Origin of the sequence: Paenibacillus sp. SAFN-054, assembly GCF_051966755.1 — a bacterium.
GTDB lineage: Bacteria > Bacillota > Bacilli > Paenibacillales > Paenibacillaceae > Paenibacillus_AQ.
Genome location: NZ_JBQCKS010000001.1, coordinates 552,048 through 569,589 on the forward strand (window position 1 = coordinate 552,048; position 17,542 = coordinate 569,589).

The 17,542-nt window shown below is 51.5% G+C and carries 19 protein-coding genes; 14 read left to right on the plus strand and 5 right to left on the minus strand.

What is annotated here, in order from left to right; all coding sequences use genetic code 11:
- Positions 1 to 49 precede the first annotated feature (49 nt).
- The 4 genes from ACTHPM_RS02725 (at position 50) to ACTHPM_RS02740 (ending at position 2,483) form a co-directional block, all read left to right on the plus strand.
- Complete coding sequence (locus tag ACTHPM_RS02725; RefSeq protein ID WP_440393642.1) at positions 50 to 460, plus strand: GNAT family N-acetyltransferase; 411 nt, start codon at positions 50 to 52, stop codon at positions 458 to 460.
- A gap of 247 nt (positions 461 to 707) precedes the next feature.
- Positions 708 to 1,202 carry a hypothetical protein gene (locus ACTHPM_RS02730; RefSeq protein WP_440393643.1) on the plus strand — a complete coding sequence of 165 codons (495 nt, stop codon included), beginning with the start codon at positions 708 to 710 and terminating at the stop codon, positions 1,200 to 1,202.
- A gap of 173 nt (positions 1,203 to 1,375) precedes the next feature.
- Positions 1,376 to 1,876, plus strand: coding sequence for a DUF6141 family protein (locus ACTHPM_RS02735; protein ID WP_440393644.1), 501 nt, complete (start codon positions 1,376 to 1,378; stop codon positions 1,874 to 1,876).
- A 232-nt stretch (positions 1,877 to 2,108) separates the two neighbouring features.
- Positions 2,109 to 2,483, plus strand: coding sequence for a hypothetical protein (locus ACTHPM_RS02740; RefSeq protein WP_440393645.1), 375 nt, complete (start codon positions 2,109 to 2,111; stop codon positions 2,481 to 2,483).
- A gap of 88 nt (positions 2,484 to 2,571) precedes the next feature.
- Here the strand turns inward: ACTHPM_RS02740 and ACTHPM_RS02745 are convergent, their stop codons facing one another.
- Both ACTHPM_RS02745 and ACTHPM_RS02750 read right to left on the minus strand, forming a co-directional pair.
- Positions 2,572 to 4,938: a X2-like carbohydrate binding domain-containing protein gene (locus tag ACTHPM_RS02745; protein ID WP_440393646.1), complete on the minus strand. Its 2,367-nt coding sequence runs from the start codon at positions 4,936 to 4,938 to the stop codon at positions 2,572 to 2,574.
- A 79-nt stretch (positions 4,939 to 5,017) separates the two neighbouring features.
- On the minus strand, positions 5,018 to 5,866 hold the full coding sequence (locus tag ACTHPM_RS02750) for a helix-turn-helix domain-containing protein (protein WP_440393647.1): 849 nt from the start codon (positions 5,864 to 5,866) through the stop codon (positions 5,018 to 5,020).
- Between the two features lie 245 nt (positions 5,867 to 6,111).
- On the opposite strand from ACTHPM_RS02750, the gene ACTHPM_RS02755 reads away from it, so the two are divergent.
- The 4 genes from ACTHPM_RS02755 to ACTHPM_RS02770 all read left to right on the plus strand — a co-directional run bounded on the left by ACTHPM_RS02755 (position 6,112) and on the right by ACTHPM_RS02770 (position 9,252).
- Positions 6,112 to 6,660, plus strand: a complete 549-nt coding sequence (locus ACTHPM_RS02755) for an O-acetyl-ADP-ribose deacetylase (protein ID WP_440393648.1) — start codon at positions 6,112 to 6,114, stop codon at positions 6,658 to 6,660.
- Positions 6,661 to 6,773: 113 nt separating this feature from the next.
- On the plus strand, positions 6,774 to 7,532 hold the full coding sequence (locus tag ACTHPM_RS02760) for a threonine/serine exporter family protein (RefSeq protein WP_440393649.1): 759 nt from the start codon (positions 6,774 to 6,776) through the stop codon (positions 7,530 to 7,532).
- A 12-nt stretch (positions 7,533 to 7,544) separates the two neighbouring features.
- On the plus strand, positions 7,545 to 7,988 hold the full coding sequence (locus ACTHPM_RS02765) for a threonine/serine exporter family protein (protein WP_440393650.1): 444 nt from the start codon (positions 7,545 to 7,547) through the stop codon (positions 7,986 to 7,988).
- A gap of 115 nt (positions 7,989 to 8,103) precedes the next feature.
- Positions 8,104 to 9,252, plus strand: coding sequence for a glycerate kinase (locus tag ACTHPM_RS02770; RefSeq protein WP_440393651.1), 1,149 nt, complete (start codon positions 8,104 to 8,106; stop codon positions 9,250 to 9,252).
- 130 nt (positions 9,253 to 9,382) lie between these two features.
- Here the strand turns inward: ACTHPM_RS02770 and ACTHPM_RS02775 are convergent, their stop codons facing one another.
- Both ACTHPM_RS02775 and pepT read right to left on the minus strand, forming a co-directional pair.
- Positions 9,383 to 10,219 carry a class I SAM-dependent methyltransferase gene (locus tag ACTHPM_RS02775; RefSeq protein ID WP_440393652.1) on the minus strand — a complete coding sequence of 279 codons (837 nt, stop codon included), beginning with the start codon at positions 10,217 to 10,219 and terminating at the stop codon, positions 9,383 to 9,385.
- Complete coding sequence (pepT, locus tag ACTHPM_RS02780) at positions 10,216 to 11,451, minus strand: peptidase T (protein WP_440393653.1); 1,236 nt, start codon at positions 11,449 to 11,451, stop codon at positions 10,216 to 10,218. The genes ACTHPM_RS02775 and pepT overlap by 4 nt, the downstream gene beginning before the upstream one ends.
- Before the next feature lie 329 nt (positions 11,452 to 11,780).
- Between pepT and ACTHPM_RS02785 the strand changes: the two genes are divergently transcribed.
- The 6 genes from ACTHPM_RS02785 to murI all read left to right on the plus strand — a co-directional run bounded on the left by ACTHPM_RS02785 (position 11,781) and on the right by murI (position 16,516).
- Positions 11,781 to 12,314, plus strand: coding sequence for a GNAT family N-acetyltransferase (locus ACTHPM_RS02785; protein WP_440393654.1), 534 nt, complete (start codon positions 11,781 to 11,783; stop codon positions 12,312 to 12,314).
- Positions 12,315 to 12,524: 210 nt separating this feature from the next.
- Positions 12,525 to 13,262, plus strand: coding sequence for a MerR family transcriptional regulator (locus ACTHPM_RS02790; protein ID WP_440393655.1), 738 nt, complete (start codon positions 12,525 to 12,527; stop codon positions 13,260 to 13,262).
- 111 nt (positions 13,263 to 13,373) lie between these two features.
- Positions 13,374 to 14,003 (plus strand): pyridoxamine 5'-phosphate oxidase family protein, encoded by a 630-nt coding sequence (locus ACTHPM_RS02795; protein WP_440393656.1) that lies wholly within the window; start codon positions 13,374 to 13,376, stop codon positions 14,001 to 14,003.
- 497 nt (positions 14,004 to 14,500) lie between these two features.
- Positions 14,501 to 15,001: a DinB family protein gene (locus ACTHPM_RS02800; protein WP_440393657.1), complete on the plus strand. Its 501-nt coding sequence runs from the start codon at positions 14,501 to 14,503 to the stop codon at positions 14,999 to 15,001.
- Between the two features lie 23 nt (positions 15,002 to 15,024).
- On the plus strand, positions 15,025 to 15,531 hold the full coding sequence (locus ACTHPM_RS02805; RefSeq protein ID WP_440393658.1) for a GNAT family N-acetyltransferase: 507 nt from the start codon (positions 15,025 to 15,027) through the stop codon (positions 15,529 to 15,531).
- A gap of 169 nt (positions 15,532 to 15,700) precedes the next feature.
- Positions 15,701 to 16,516 carry a glutamate racemase gene (murI, locus tag ACTHPM_RS02810; RefSeq protein WP_440393659.1) on the plus strand — a complete coding sequence of 272 codons (816 nt, stop codon included), beginning with the start codon at positions 15,701 to 15,703 and terminating at the stop codon, positions 16,514 to 16,516.
- Between the two features lie 13 nt (positions 16,517 to 16,529).
- On the opposite strand, the gene ACTHPM_RS02815 is transcribed toward murI, so the two are convergent.
- Positions 16,530 to 17,294, minus strand: a complete 765-nt coding sequence (locus ACTHPM_RS02815) for an MBL fold metallo-hydrolase (RefSeq protein ID WP_440393660.1) — start codon at positions 17,292 to 17,294, stop codon at positions 16,530 to 16,532.
- Positions 17,295 to 17,542: the final 248 nt, after the last annotated feature.

Sequence of the window (17,542 nt, forward strand, 5' to 3'; positions counted from 1 at the left end):
TAAATTAAGAAAGCACTCTTCAAAATAACCATTTTGAGGAGGACAAAATATGCCAATCGTATTTAAAAACAGCAAGCATATTGATGCCGGGCAATTGAACGAATTGTACGACGACGTTCAGTGGTATGCGTATACGAAGGATATGCAGCTATTGCAGCAAGCCGTTCAGCAGTCGCTAGACGTAGTGACGGCCTGGGATGGGGAAGTGCTTGTCGGATTGATTCGCGTCGTCGGGGATGGATTAACGATTATTTATGTTCAGGACATCCTGGTGCGGACCGCATATCACAATCAAGGCATCGCCACGCAATTGATGAAACAAATGATGGACAGATATCCGGATGTTCGGCAAAAGGTACTGTTAACGGAGGAAGCGCCTGACGTCAGGCATTTCTACGAAAAGAACGGCTTCCAATCCTGCGATCAGGGATCTTTGGTGGCATTTGCCAGGTTTAATTAGAGTGACACTGCTCAGGCATGGCAAGTCATGTTATGGAGCACAAAAGGGTTGGCCTCTGGATGAGGCCGCCTTTTTTTATTGTAGAATGACCGGTTGAGTGATACGTGAAATCAAAAACCGCCCAATATGCGCCTGGTTTAGATTTCGCGTCAAAAAAAGCTGGAATTCATGGCGGGAAGAAGGTATGATATAGAAAATTCTTATATATCCAATGAAAATACTATGGATTGAAAGGGGAAGTGCCGCCATGAACTTAAAAAAGCTGGTTATCCCGTTCATCCTGTTGATCATTCTGCTGATTCCGGTTGGCAACAGTTACTTCTCCTATCAATCGCAGCAAATAAGCAACACAGGTGCAGAGGCATTTGCCAACAATCTGAAGGCAGCCGTCTCCGGCAATAAACCGTTTGAAATGTCAGACTTGACCCCGGTTGATTGGGATACGATATATGTATTTCACCCTTATGCAACGAAAAGCGAAATGGAAAAGACGACGGGCAGCACCTGGACGACTCGGAGCTCCTATGTTGGCTATTTGCTGGAGCGGACCTTCCTCGGCGAATACCCGCTGGATGATGATTCCCTGAACAAGCTCGTGTTTATGAAGGATGGCCACGTAGTAATGGACGTAACCTTAAACCGTTCCCTGGCCGATTTTACGGCGATCCGGGAAATCCGGCATGATCAGGAACTGAAGTTGGAAGGGGCGGATGGGCAAAGAATCGTGATCTCGAAACCATGACAAAACTGAATAAAGGATAGATGCTTAGATCAGATGCCTTAGCAGGTGGTCTGTCGTGATGTGCAGGGGATTTCTGCAGAAGGTATATTCTCGCTTTTTCTGATATGCTAGAATGAAGATCATTGATAAGCACTTATACATACGAAGAAGAAGAGATAGAAAGGCAGGAGAGAATGTCAGAAGAAATCCGTTACCGCGAAGTCAGGCATGTGAGTTTTTGGCTGTGGCTGATTCTGGTGCCTGTGGTGGCCTTGTTCTGGTACGGGGCGTATTCACAGCTTATCCTTGGCCGTACTTTTGGAGCAAAGCCCGCTTCGGACGGCGCGTTACTCATGCTTTGGGTGATTGCAGGCGTCGTTCTTCCGATTCTGCTCGGCATCACGACATACCGTGTCAAACTCAACGAACGACACTTGTCGCTCGCATTTTTTCCGTTTTACCATCAGAAAATACCCGTACAGGATATCAAGTCGGTTGAAATGCTCAGCGTGCGGCCCTTCATGGATTACGGCGGCTGGGGTCTCAAAAAATATGGAGACCGGACCGCGCTGATGGTTAAGGGCAGGCAAGCCGTTCAAATTAGGCTGCACAATAAGAAGCTGTATGTGATCACCATACCGACAAGCCGCAGGCTGCACGATGATTTGCAGGCTCTGATGGATGGCGGGGCGTGAAAGGCGATATCGCAGAATAAGTAAAAGACGAGGAGAAGGAAGATACTCCTTGTCTTTTTTATTTGTAAACGATGAACCTGTTCGAGATTGTATCTGTTTCTTCTGGATTTCTTCACCGGTATGTCTTTTTCCTCAAAATCTTCTTCTCTATCAAAAAATGCGCTTGCGGCTATAACAAATGCTAGATTCCCCACATAGCATGTATGGAAATGACGAAAGGAGATGAAGCTCAGTGCTGGAAAATGCATTAGATAACCGTACGCAAGGCGACGGTACAAGAGGCGACCGCACAAGAGGTGACAACACAAGAGGCGACCGCACAAGAGGCGACCGCACAAGAGGCGACCGCACAAGAGGCGACCGCACAAGAGGTGACAACACAAGAGGCGACCGCACAAGAGGTGACCGCACAAGAGGTGACAACACAAGAGGCGACCGCACAAGAGGTGACCGCACAAGAGGTGACCGCACAAGAGGTGACCGAACGGAAGGATCGCGTGGCAACCGTACTCGTGGTCCGCTCGGCAACCGCACGAGAGGCTCGCGTGGGAACCGCACAGGCGGTTCACGTGGCAACCGTACCGGTGGTTCACGCGGCCGCGCCTAATCGGCAGCAACTTAAAAACAGCAGCTCCTGGATTATTCAGGGAGCTGCTGCTTTTTTATCAAATCTTTGTTTCTGTGCCTGTTTCCTCTTATTGCGCGGCAGAAACGTTGTGAAGCGTCAGGAACGCATCATTACCAGCAGAGAACGAGAAGACAAGCGGATGATATCCCGTCGCCAATTTGGACAAGTATGTTGTCGTGAACCAGACAGAGGATTCCTGCACAACGTAATCCTTCCCGCGTCTCAGCAGACCTGAATCATCCTGGACGGAAAGGAGCTTGTTGCCATTAAGCGTTAACTTGACGCTTGGAATGTCCGAATTCTGCTTGAACGCAATTAATTTGGCGGACAATACGGATTGGGAAGCAGGCAGACCGCTCGCTTTGATGCCGATTTCGTTGAAAGGGATCGGCTTGAACTCAGGCAAGCGATTCGCTAATGCGTTCAGTCCCGCATCTGTGATCCCCGCTTCTCCGTTTGCAGGATTCAGTAGCCCGGATATTTCCTTTACTTCCGTATTTAGCGTCAAGTTGTTTTCAAAGGTGCCGAGCTGCATATTTTGCGGGTCTCCGGTAATCGGACCGCTATTAATGAAGATGTTGTTGCGAACCACGTTCCGCTTCGGCAGCAGCGGTTCGTCATTCAAAATATTCGGCAGCGACGGATAGCGTTTGCTCCATAGTTCGCCCTGATACGGCACCTGATCGAATTTGCTCATCAGGGAATCGTAATTTTTTTCACCCGGCTTATAATTTCGCGTCATGAATGCGATAGCCGTACCGGAATTGTTGACGATATTGTTCTCCACGACATTCTCACGGCCATTCGCCAGTTTGAAGGCCTGTTTGCCGATATTCGAGAAAACGTTGCCGCGCATCTCGACGCCGCTCATGTAATCATCAAGATAAATGGCTGCCGTGGATACCCGCAAATTGCTGGCCACGATATCGTGAATGAAGTTATAGTTAATGGCATTGCCGCGCCATACAAAGCTTCTTCCCGAATAAATGGCCGAAGCGTCGGCTGTCTCCTTCACGACATCGTAAATGTCATTGTATTCGATCTTATGGTCATTGCCCCGGAACTGGATCGCAAAATGGGGAGCGTTATGCATTCGGTTATGCGTCGCACGGTTGCCGACCCCGTTCACCTCCACGGCTGAAGCATAGGTCAGCTTGACCCGCGCGTAATTGGAAATATCGTTGTTGTCTGCGAAGTTGCCCGCTGGCGTTAACGTCGCGGCATCGCCGCCGTTCAAGGAAATTGCTCCGTTCCCCATGCCATAGATCGTGGAGCCGAAGATGCCGTTGTTGCTGCCGCTGTTTACTTTGAGCGCGTAACCGCCCATATTGCTGATTTCGCAGTAACGAATCAAATTGTTGTCGCCGCTGCTCATGTCGATGGCATTGCCGCGGCTGACTTTCATGGACAAATGGCTGAAGGTGATGTTGGAAGCGCCGTTCATCGTGATCAAATTCTGATCGAAAAGGGATAACCGAATATCTGCACCCTCAAGCGTCGTCGGCGGGTAGAGATAGAGCATGCCGCTGCTCCGGTCCAGATACCATTCTCCCGGGGCATCCAGCTCTTCCAGGATGTTGTAGAAATAAAACCGCTGTCCGGCTTTCATGCCGTAGCTGGTTCCTTTATAGCTTTCGATTTGTTTCTTGTTAAAGTCGATCGATTTGATCTGCAGGTCATTGGTTGCCCAATCATTCCCCCAATACCCGAGCATCCAGGTGTCATCGCTCTGCTTCCAAGGATGAAGTCCATCCTCATTGTACGTAAAGGTGAAGCCTTTTCCCGCCGCGTCATCCGCCTTATCAATGACATCTCCGACGGTGGCGAATCCGTTATTCGGCCAACGGGCCAGGTTCATTACGTTACCGCTCACGAACAGCTCAGGCGCCACCTTAAGAATATTGCCCAGCATGCCGTAATCCGTGATGCCGAGGGTTTTCAGGTCCAGCTGCCGTACCTTGCCCTGAGCTTCCTGCGGAATTCTCGCCAGGGTCTCCGAATCCGAGACGGCGTGGAATGCGGATGGATCCAGCGTGATACCGCCGGTAAACGTCACCTTTTCACCTGGATAAGCTTCGTAAGTGACAGGGGATTCCACAGTTCCGGAATCTTCTTCATTCAGCTGGAAGGTTTCGGTAAAACGGTATTCCCCGCCGCGAATCAAGACGGTAGCGCCGCCGGCGGGAAGGGCTCCTTCTTTTTTCATGGCCCTGATGGCATTCCGGGCCTTTTCGAGCGTCGCAAAAGGCTTCTTAAGCGAGCCGTCGCCTTCATCGCTGCCCCCGACGGACACATACAGCTTTGCCGCAGTGCCGGGTTTGCTTCCGGCTGCCATCCCGTTCACCGTCAGGGACAAGCTGCCGCACAGCATGATGCTCATGGCCAGAAACCATTTGAAACCGGTCTTTACTCTCACATTTCCCACCTCGCGCATGATAGAGTCCGCTCCTAAGGAGAGCGGTTCCCACCATCATACAGCGCTTACATTTTGACTTGGAATGTGCCATGCTAACTTACATTGTTGTAAAACTAACATCGTACATCCCCTGTCTGTATTCGGTCGGGGACAGCCCGTATCTTTTCTTGAAGGCTTGCGAGAAATGCGATACATCTTTGAATCCGCTCCGATAGGCGATTTCGCTCACACTTGAATCGGTGGATTTGAGGAGCTGCTGTGCTTGTTCCAGCCTGCGTTCATGGATGTACCGCATCGGGGTCATGCCCAGATGCTTTTTGAACATACGGATAAAATAATTCGGGTGAAAGTGGGCATTGCCGGAAAGTTCCTGAATGGTCAGTTCCTCCGATAAGTGCCTGTCGATATAACGGATCGTTTCGAGCAAATTGAGCGGGGCAGCCGCTGCTGCATCTGTTCGGTCGTTCAGCTCTGCATGATCCATAAAATATGCGATGATGGACAGCAGTGCGGATTGAATTTTGAGGGAAGACGCAGGACCGCTCTCCGCCAGGCTCTCAGTAAGCCGCTGGAAATCATGGTGAAGCTCGGGAGAGTGACCTGCTTGAACGACTTTGGGTATGCCAAAGAGCTGAAACAGTCTCGTGAAATCAAGGTTCGATTTAAAATGGCACCAGTACTTGGTAAATGGCGGGCCGCCAGTAACAGAGTAAGATTGCAGCGTTCCCCCCGGGATGAAGACAAGCTCGCCCGGCTTGGGCCACAGCTGCTCGCTCCCTACCTGAATCCAGCCTTCACCCTCCGAAATATAATACAGTTTGTCATAACAGGGAATAAATTGGTGCCTTCGCCACTGCGGACTGCAAATGGAACGTTTGGCCAAGAGCAGCTGTACGCGCAGGGCCGATAGCTGGCTGTTTATGAAATGCTTGTTGTCATGATCCATCTCCCATTCTCCTTTGCTGTCTTATGCGCTGGATATCGCTGTAAGGTCCGGCCACCTCCCGGTAAATGAGATTCTTTTTTTGATGTATTCGTGTCATGAAACCCAAAACCTTCCTGGCCGAGGAAACGGAGGACGCAGGATCGCTCTCTTGATTTTCCTGCCGACGGTGACTATAGTCGAACATAATAAGCTAAAAGAGAATTTTATTAAAGGGAAGAGAGAGTTACCTTGAAGGAGGAGTCCATATGAGGATCGTAATCCATGGCGTCACGCTTGAAGCAGTGGAGGGAGATATTACGAAAATCGCGGCCGATTGCATCGTGAATGCGGCCAACAGCAGCCTGCTTGGCGGCGGTGGCGTTGACGGGGCTATCCACAGGGCCGGGGGTCCGACCATTCTTGCCGAATGCGTTCGGATTCGGGACCGGCAGGGTGGCTGCCGGACCGGCGATGCGGTTATCACGGGAGCAGGGAATCTGGACGCGAAATACGTCATCCACACCGTGGGACCCGTATGGAATGGAGGGAGTCACGGAGAGTCGGAGCTGCTTCGCAGTTGCTATGAAATATCGCTTAAGATTGCAGAGAAACATCAGGCTGCAAGCATTGCTTTTCCGAATATCAGTACGGGTATTTATCATTTTCCGAAAGAAGCAGCATGCGAGATCGCCGTTGATACATCCATAGAGCTGGCAAAGGACTTCCAGTTCATCAAGCATATTCAATTTGTATCGTTCGATCGGGAGAGCTATGGAATCTACAAGCAGAAACTGGAACAATGTATACGCGCATAAACTGCTACAATAAATGATGCCGCCAAAGGCTTTTTCCATGCTTTTATCCGCATAACGCATTATACTGATAGTAATTCGACAATCATGCAGGCAAGTGGCGAAAGGAGCAGGCTTTGGAAGATTCATTACAGAAGGAACGGGAAGTCATGAAGCTATGTCTGCTCGCAGGGCAGATCATGCTCCAGAGCGGGGCAGAAACCTACCGGGTGGAGGATACGATGATGCGCATCGCCTCGTCCTACGGTATCGACCATACCCATAGTTACATGACTCCCACGGGTATCATTTTTTCTCTGGAAGACCCGCAGCCGATGACGCGGCTGAACCGGATCACGGAGCGGACAACCCATTTACATAAGATCGACAAAGTGAATAGCCTTTCCCGGCGCATCAGCGAGGGCGGGCTTTCCATTGAGGAAGCTTACCGGGAGCTCGTGGAAATCGACCGTACGCAGGCCATTTATCCATTATGGCTCAATGTATTGATGGCCGCCGTAGCCAGCGGATGCTTCCTGATCATGTTCCGCGGCACGTGGCCGGATTTCGTACCGGCGATGCTGGCCGGGGGGATCGGCTATTACTGCTCGGTACTGCTGCACCGACTGATTCCGGTCAAGTTCTTCGCCGAATTTTCGGGTGCGCTGATGATCGGGTTATGCTCGGTTTTATTTGTGAAATACGGGTTTGGCAAGGCGCGGGACATCATCATTATCAGCTCCGTCATGCCGCTCGTGCCCGGGCTGCTCATCACGAATGCCATTCGCGACCTGATGGCCGGTCACCTGGTGTCCGGCTTGTCCAAGGGGGCGGAAGCGTTCATTACATCTTTTGCGATCGGCGCGGGCATCGCGTTCATGCTGTCGTTTCAATAAGGGGGCATCAGGATGATGTATGTAGAACAAATCGTAACCAGCTTCATCGCTTCTGCCGCGTTCGGCATGATATTCAACGCCCCGAGAAAAGCATTGATCCAGTGCGGCTTGGCCGGTATGGTCGGCTGGGTGCTGTACATCTGGCTGCAGGATATCGGTGTCCAGAGATTGACGGCGACCGTCGTTGCCGCCTATTGCGTGACGATGATCAGCTATATTTTCGCCAAAAAATACCGCACGCCGATCATCGTATTCAGCGTCTCGGGCATCATTCCGCTGGTCCCCGGGGGACTGGCTTATGACGCAATGCGCAATGCGGTGGAGAATCAGTATGATCAGGCGGTGCAGTCGGGGGCTGAGGCGTTCATGATGTCCGGAGCCATCGCGCTCGGGCTGCTGTTATCCGAGGTGACCAACCAGGTCATACGGAAAATTCGCATGTCCAGGCTGTCATGACAGTCGTCCGGTCTAAGCGCCGGGCGTTTTTTATGCGATTTGCCGGGGGGAAGCAGAGGTCAAGATGTGCGTTTACATGAAACTATAAATGCCTGGGAATTGGAGGACAACGCATATGGAAAAGAGGATGGTCATCGTGCTCGCTCCGGATTCATTTAAGGAGAGCATGACGGCAAAACAGGCATGTGAGGCCATGCAGCGGGGAATTCATAAGGCGAATCCATCTGTTCAGTGCATTCAGGTCCCGATGGCTGACGGTGGCGAAGGGACGATGCAGTCCCTCGTCGATGCTACATGCGGCACCGTGTACAGAGCAGTGGTCAAAGGCCCCATGGGCCACGAGACGGAGGCATTGTACGGAGTGACCGGGGACGGCAGAACAGCCGTGCTGGAAATGGCAAGCGCAAGCGGAATCGGCCTCGTCCCGGCTGCGGAACGCAATCCCATGCTGGCTTCCTCCTACGGCACAGGCCAATTGATCCAGGCGGCGCTCGGGCAGGGGATCGAGAAGCTGCTGATCGGCATCGGCGGCAGCGCCACGAATGACGGCGGCGCAGGCATGCTGCAGGCACTGGGCGGAAGGTTGCTGGACGAGGAAGGAAGGGAGCTCGGTCCCGGCGGAGGGGAGCTGGGTAGACTGGCTCAGATCGACCTTCAGGGTCTGGATTCACGAATTCAGCGTGTCCAGATTGAGGTGGCATGTGATGTCACGAATCCGCTGTGCGGTCCTGAAGGGGCTTCCTATGTATTCGGACCGCAAAAGGGGGCTACGCCGGAGATGGCCGGCAAGCTCGATGACAATCTGCGGCATTACGCGGCAAAGATCAGCTCGCACCTTAACAGGAACATTGCGGACGTTCCAGGTGCGGGAGCTGCCGGAGGACTCGGGGCCGGATTAATGGCATTCCTGAACGGTACGCTGAGGAAAGGAATCGAGCTCGTCATGGATTATACCGGTCTGGAGGAAAAGGTAAAACGGGCGGATATGATCTGGACAGGCGAAGGAAGCATGGATTTCCAAACCCGATTCGGCAAAACGCCATTTGGCGTGGCCCAGGTGGCACATAAGCACGGTAAACCGGTTGTGGCGCTGGCCGGACGCATCGGAGATGGCGCGGAGACATTGCATGTCCATGGAATCGATTCGATATTCGGCATCATGCCGGGAGCCGCATCACTTGAGGAAGCCCTGCTTCAAGGGGAGAGAAACCTGGAACGCACTTCGGAAAATGTGATGAGACTGATGATGTCACTTGGAAAATAAGAATAATGCGCGATGATCTAAAGGAATGGTTCGTGATCGATCCATTCATCAAAAGATGATATCACCAAGCCCGGTCATGCAGGAATAAACAAGGCGGATCAAGTCTCTTCTTGATCCGCCTTCTTGATGTTCATTTGATTCCAATCCGCATTCTGTAGCTGAACAGCACTTCCAGCTTCCGGTCGTGAAAATGCTCGTTGACCAGCGCGTTGAACTTCCGGATTTCATTGTCCAGGTCGTCATAGCCGAGCTTCAGCACGGTTTGCAGGCCGCCTTGGCTAAGCGCGAGGCCAATATATCTGGCAGCGTCACATGACTCTATGTTATGAAATACGATTTCTCTCGCATATCGGAAATGGCCGCTTTCCTTGATGCGCGCAAGATGCGACTCTTTATCACGCTTCACGGCTCGATCCTCCGCTTCTTGCCTTTTGGCCAACAGCTCGTCGGCATGGGCAAGGAGTTCGACGTAAGCTTTCTCAACCGGCCATGAGGCGGATGGAGGCCAGTCGCAGTCATAGGCCGCGAAAATGCCTCCTTTTTTGAGAATCCGGGCCACCTCGTTCAGCGTGCTGACAGGCTCCATCCAATGGAAGGACTGCGAGCAGGTAACGAGGTCTGCGGAGCCGTCTGCAAATTCCAGCTGATTGGAGTAGCCGCTCATGAAACGTATGCTGCCACGGACCTCCGGATCCCGGAGCTTCCCAAGCTTGGATTCGGCTTTGCCCCGCATGTCGTCGTTCGGCTCGACGCCAACGATATGGTCCGCATGTCCGGCCCATACGAGGGTGGAGAGTCCCGTACCGCAGCCCACGTCCACGACAAGCTCGGGCCTGTATTCCAGATACCCCGTCAGAATCTCCACAACCTTTTGCGGCGCAGCCGGCCGATGCCGGTCATAGGTATCCTCGTAGCCTGAGAAGCGTTCGATGTTGCTGAAGCGGTTCCCTTCCGGTACACGGCTCATTCGCCGCGCTGCTCGAAGCGTTGTACGATTTCCACGATGACCTGAACCGCTTTGAGCATATTGTCGACAGAGACATATTCGAACTTGCCATGGTAGTTTTCGCCACCGGTGAAGATGTTCGGCGTAGGGAGTCCCATATAAGACAGCTGCGACCCGTCGGTACCGCCGCGGATCGGCTTCACGATTGGCTTGATGCCGAGGCTTTCCATCGCCGCATATGCGATGTCTACGATTTCTTTTACGGGCTCGATTTTCTCCTTCATATTGTAGTACTGGTCCCGCATCTCCAGAACGATGCGTTCCTCGCCGTACTTCGCCTGCAGTTCCTTCACGATGCGCTTCATATTCTCTTTTTTGTTCTCGAATTCGGCTCTGTCAAAGTCACGGATGATGTATTCCATGCGCGTGCGCTCGGTGTCGCCGTTCTGGCTGAGCAGGTGGTAGAACCCCTCGTAACCGTCGGTATGCTCCGGGGCTTGTTCGGCAGGCAGCATGCCATTCAGCTCCATGGCGATTTTTACGGAATTGACCATTTTGTTCTTGGCCGTGCCGGGATGGACGTTGGTACCGTTTATGATGATGCTTGCTTTGGCCGCGTTGAAGCTTTCATATTCCAGCTCGCCCAGCGGGCCTCCGTCCATCGTATACGCGAATGTGGCGTCAAAGGCTTTGACGTCGAACTTCTCGGGACCTCTGCCGATCTCTTCATCCGGTGTAAAGGCCACTCGGATTCTTCCATGCTTCACTTCCGGATGGGCGATCAGATACGCCATGGCGGTCATAATCTCGGCGATGCCGGCTTTATCATCAGCCCCGAGCAAGGTCGTTCCATCCGTCGTAATCAGCGTGTGGCCCTGATATCCGGATAGCTCCGGGAATTGCTGGGGTGACAGCACGACGTTAAGCCCGGAGTTCAGGACAAGGTCGCCGCCATCATAGTTTTCCACGATTTGCGGGTTGACACCGGCACCTGTGAAATCGGTTGCGGTATCCACGTGAGCCAGGAAACCTATGGTCGGCACGTCGCGGTCCGTATTGGCAGGAAGCGTAGCCATCACATAGCCGTACTCGTCCATGGAGACCTCCTGCATGCCAATCGTTGTCAGCTCCTCGACCAGCTTGCGGGCCAACGTCAGTTGTCCCGGCGTCGAAGGACAAGACGGGCTGTCCTCGTTCGATTGCGTTTCAATCCTCGCGTAGGCAATAAAGCGGTCCATAATCTCCTGTTTCATATCGTTTGTTCAGCTCCTTGAATGTAATGTCGTCATTTATGTAAAAAATCTACTTGATTTCTATGATATCACGTCATGAAAGTAAAATCACAGGGAGGCAAGTAACGAAAGGGAGACGAACGTGTCAAGAGAATGTATCATTCACACAACACCGAACAAAAGGAATAGGTTAGTCTCTTCATGCTTGTATTCTGCCTAGGAGACGAACGAAATGCTTCAATTGAGGATTTAATGACAGTTTTATACAATGAATATTGCCAATTTTTACTTGATGGATATAATGAGGACATATGTTCTTGTATGGTGAAGCGAGAAATGGAGGGATGGAGATGGCGAAGCAACCACGTGTAACTCAGATACGTCTTGAGTCTTGGACAGATGAAGATGCCAACGTAGAATTACTGCGTCATACAAATGTTCCAGAAATGACAAAGCACTTAGGGGGTCCAGAAACCGAGGAGCAGCTCTTGGCACGCCATAAGCGATATCTGAAGGTCAACAAAGCGGGGGCTGGACGGATGTGCAGCATCGTGTTGCTCCCGGGTCACGAAGTGGTTGGCGCTATCGGTTATTGGGAAACGCTCCACCACGGTGAGACCGTGTATGAGATGGGGTGGAGTGTAATACCACCGTTTCAAGGAAATGGCATCGCTGTTGCAGCGACCGAAGCAGCGATATCGAGCGCCAAGTCAGAGCAGAAACACAGGTTTGTTTACGCATTTCCATCCGTCGACAATCTTGCTTCAAATGCAATTTGCAGGAAGAATAACTTCTCGTTCATCGGTGAGTGTGAATTTGAGTACCCGATAGGGAGTTTTATGCGGTGCAATGAATGGCGTCTGGACTTAAACGCGACAATATGAGTCAGAGTCGCATTATCGTCAGTGTATTATTGAATTCATGGTTACATTGGTTTAAATTCCGCCTTTTATCTTAGGCGGTTTTCTTTTGGTTAAAAATCAACATGAGAATTAAACATAGCCATAAACAAGTTGCAGAAAAATCGTTGGGAATGCTGTTGACTCTCACGTTACGTTATTCTCTATAGTGAAGATGAAAGGAGGAGAACATCCATGATGGTTAAGGAAGTCGCGGAGCTGGCAGGCATCAGCGTGCGCACGCTGCATCACTATGACGAGATCGGCCTGCTCCACCCAAGTGCGACGACGGAAGCCGGATACCGCATCTACACGGATAAAGATCTGGCGCTTCTGCAGCAAATTTTGTTTTTCCGGGAGCTCGATTTTCCGCTCAAACAGATCCGCGAGATCATGGGGCGTCCGGATTTCGACCGCAGGGAAGCGATGGAGCTTCATCACAAGCTGCTGCTGGAAAAGCGCGTCCGGCTGGAGCGGATGATCGATACCTTGGAGAAGACGATGAAACATGATAAAGGAGAGATTGAGATGACGAACCAGGATAAATTCGCGGGATTTGATTTCAGCAGTAATCCCTATGAGCAGGAGGCCAGAGAACGCTGGGGCGACAAATCGGTAGACGAGTCGAATGAACGGTGGAAGAAGATGTCCCCGCAAGGTCAGGAACAGCTGGGCGAAGAGATGAACGCCATTTACAGGAAGCTGGCCGGGCTGCGGCACGAATCGCCAAACGGAGAGGAAGCGCAGAAAGCGATAGGGGAATGGTATGCATTCCTGAACCGGATGGGCCATTATTCGCCGGAAGCTTTTAAGGGGCTGGGGCAAATGTACGTTGATGACGTGCGCTTTACGCGCAACATCGATCAATTTGGCGAAGGGCTGGCGGCGTTCATGCGGGATGCAATGGCCGAATATGCGGACAGACTTTCATAAATAGAACGAAAGTGCGTTCATTGTTCAATTACAGCCTATACCGACAAGGTATCGGCTGTTTTTTCGCCGCATAGCGCATATAATTGAGTCATACAACGGAGGTGGAATAATATGGGAATTTTTAAGGATATCATACATACGGAGGAAGCGCTGGAGCAGCTTGCCGGGCGACCGAAAGAGCTTGTGAACCATAAGGTTATCGGTCATTTGGATCATCATTGCCGGAATTTTATATCGTTATCTCCGATCGTTTTCGTGGCAACCAGCGGCGAAGGGGGGAAGTGCGATTGTTCTCCGCGGGGCGACGCGCCGGGCTTTGCGTATATTGTAGACGATCATCATCTCGTGCTTCCGGAGCGGCCTGGAAACCGGCGTTATGACTCTCTCCGGAATTTGCTTGACAATCCGCAAATCGGATTGATATTCATCATTCCCGGCATGGAAGAAACCTTGCGCGTCAATGGCCGGGGATACGTGATCCGGGACAGCGATCTGCTTGAGCACATGGCAGCCCAGGGTAAAGTGCCGGCAGCCGGAATCGGTGTCGAGGTCGAGGAATGCTACATGCACTGCGCCAAGGCGTTTAAAAGGTCGAAGCTATGGGCACCGGAAACATGGCCCACTGCCGATGTTCTACCCGATCCGGCTGCGATCATCGCCGAGCATGCAGGAAGGCTTCGGCTCTCCAGGGAAGAGGTACGGGCATCCATGAAGGAAAGTTATGAGAAGCGGCTTTATTAGATATGAAAGGATAGTTAGGCGGAGTAGGGAGTTCACCGAATCCGGTAAATCGCTGTAGAGGGCCGCATGAATTCATTGCGACTAAGGAGCTGGCCTCCTTCATCCGAAGGGGAGGGTTACCCGGGCGGAATTAGCCAAAATGATCTATCTTTTGAATCAACGGTAATACCAGTACGGAAGAAGCTGGGTGCGCTAAGCCCCCGGCTTTTTCGTCACCTGGCTTCTTTTTTCATGGTATACTATTTTCAATCGCAAATTCGCATTTACATGGATACGAGTAGGGATTGTCCTTCATGAAAGGAATGCGGGCAGAGCGGAATTATGCGCCCATTCTGTGAATACGGAAGCTTGCGGAGAGAACGCTCGTTATTTTTGGCATACGATGAAAGGCGGACTGCAAGAGGACGGTCAATACACCACAATCGCCAAGCTTCGTCAACGGATAAGGAACATCTCTGGAAGAATAAAGCTCAGAGCTATCAAAGGAGTGAATCCTGTTGCTAACCTGGTTCGAATATAACTGGCAGGTCAGGAATGAATGGTTTGATGTATTGTCGTCGCTGCCGCAAGAAGAGCTTGTCAAGGAGCGGTCCGGCGGCGTCGGCTCGATCCTGAAGACTTTATTTCACATCGTGGACGTAGAGCTTAGCTGGATTCGTGCCATCGAGGGGATGGAGGATTGGGAACCGCTTTACGAAGACTATCCAACCTTGAATGCGGTCAAGCAGTTCTCTGAAGAAGGACGTGCACAAATTCAAGCGATGTTGTCCGTGGCGGATGCGGGTAAGCTTCGTTCCACCGTTCGGGTCAGCTGGCATCAGGAACCACTCGTTTACGAAGAGGTCCTTCGTCATGTCGCTGCGCATGAAATCCATCATATCGGCCAGATTTCCATCTGGGCCAAAGAACTGAACATCAAACGGGTCTCGGCAAATTTTATTGACCGCGGTCTCGGAAGCGCCTTGCAGAAAGAAGAAGAAATGCATACGATACTCTAATACGAAAGTAGGTTTGAGACGCCATGCAGCGAATTCGGCGCATGAGCCGCGAGGATGCCGCAATCATTGCAGAGTGGATCTATCCTGAACCTTATAGTCTGTACAGCATGGATGGAAGTGAAGAGGATATAGCAGAGCTGATGAACGGTGATTATGTATCCTGCCGGGATGAAGAAGGCCTTATCATCGGGTTTTATTGCTCAGGCATTTCGGCACGTGTTCCCGGTGGTTACGAAGCGGGAATTTATCACAATGACAAACAAGTCGATATGGGTTTGGGCATGAAGCCTGAGCTTACCGGACAGGGGCAGGGTGCCCGTTTCGTGGAAGACGGCATCAAGTATATGCAGGCTGCCTTTCCGGGTAAGGGGATCCGGCTTGTCGTCGCCACGTTCAATGTCAGGGCCATTCGCGCTTACGAAAAGGCAGGGTTCGTTCAGACCTGCACATTTCCTTCCCATGTCAACGGGGCTTCGGTCGAATTCGTCTGCATGATACAGCAGGAGAAGGACGACGCCAGCTGGAGTTAATAACGTGGTGGCCGGTTTCAAGCAGGAAGCCGGCAGTGTATTATTTTACCATGAGCGATCTTCTTGACTTTTGGCAAAAATTTGGTTTTCATCATATAGGGGAATAAATAAACATCATGCGTGTAATGGGCAATAATCATGAATCTATGAAAAAATCAGGTGAACAACAATGCGAATTGCGCTTTTTGATTCAGGGCTAGGCGGATTGACCGTCCTTTCTGAAGCCGTGAAGCAGCTGCCCAGCGAGGACTTTTTATTTTTTGCCGACACGCTTCATGTACCTTACGGCACGAAAACGAAGCAGCAGGTGCAGAATTATGTGCGTGAGTCGCTGGACCACATCTTAAAGGAAGACATCAAGGCGCTGGTCATTGCCTGCAATACCGCAACCAGTGCCGCGGCGGAGGAGCTGAGGCAGGAATACAGCTTTCCGATTATCGGCATGGAGCCCGCGGTTAAGCCGGCCGTTGAAATGAACAGGAACACGGGAAAAAGAGTGCTGGTGGCCGCCACGCCGCTGACGCTTCATCAATCGAAATATACCCAGCTGGTATCCCGCGTGGACGACCACAGCATTGTGGACTCCCTTCCTCTGCCGGAACTGGTGACGTATTGCGAGGAAATGCAGTTTGATCCGGAAGTGATGACGGCTTACTTTAACGACAAATTTGCAGCTTACAATATGGAGGATTACGGTACGCTGGTACTGGGATGCACCCATTTTCCGTTTTACAAGCCGCTGCTTAGCCGTATTTTGCCTGGGCATATCGAGATTATCGACGGCAGCCCGGGCACGATCCGCAGGCTCCGCCAGGTGCTTAAGGAAAAAGGCCAGCTAAGCGATGAAGGGAGCGGGAATATCCGTTTTGCATGCTCCAGCCAAGATCCGGCTTATGTGATGAAAATGAGGCAGGCATTTGAGCTTTTCCATAACCGCAAAGAAGCTGCTGCTGTACAGCAGGAGAAAGCGAACGTAAACGGATGAGCGGTTAAACCGATCAGTCCAAGCTTTGAGCCAATTCCCGTAGGGCTTGGCCGGCATGGTCCGGGTAAATTCCGCCATGATAACAGATAACGGTGCGGGCATCATAGGCAGCGAGCTTTTTGATGGATTCCGCGGCTTGAATCATATCCAGAGATTGCTCCGGATCAGGCCCGCACAGCCGGCCGTCAACGACGCGCAGGGCATCGGCGGCAATCAGCGTCTTGCTGGGAATGTGGTACAGACTCATATGACCGGGGGTATGGCCCGGCGTAGCAATGACCTCGATGCCGCCGCATAGGGGCAGTATTTCTCCGTCTTGAATCACACGGTTAACGGGTGATTTGGGCGGATTTTTTAATGTGGAGAGAAAAGCCTGCTTCCACGCCTCCGGAACATCGCGCGGAAGTATGGATTCCGCTGCGGCAAGAGCTTCCGGCGTGATTTTGAGAAGCATTCGCTCACCCTCGATATAGGGCTTCTCTTTGTCGCTTGCCAGCACTTCGATCGGCTTCTCCGCCTGTTCGAGCATGGCAGGCAGGCTGCCGATATGATCGATGTCTTGATGCGTGAGGATGACATGGGTCAGATCGTTCAGCGTGCAGCCAAACGATTCGAGCGCCTCGGCAAATCGAAGGACTTGACCAGGATAACCCGTATCGATCAACACGGCATGCTGGCCATCGTGAATCCATGTGGGATGAATCGTATCGGTGCGACCCATCACGACCGAGGAGATGCTCAGCATGTGAATCTGGCTTGCGTTGTTTGGTTGGTTCATGATATACCCTCCAATTATTATTCTCGTTAAGCAAGGTATATCATATCCCCACACCTATTAACTGTCAAACGTAAAAGATTTAATTATAACACAAAATTATTTATTTGTCAATATAAAAATTATAGGCATACAACCTCCCGGTCCTGCTCCATCCTGACCAAAAAAAGAGCCTGATTTCTCAAAGAGAAATCAGGCTCTGCCATAGGAAGATGAAACTGGATGAGTTAAATCGAATTAAGCTTAAATTC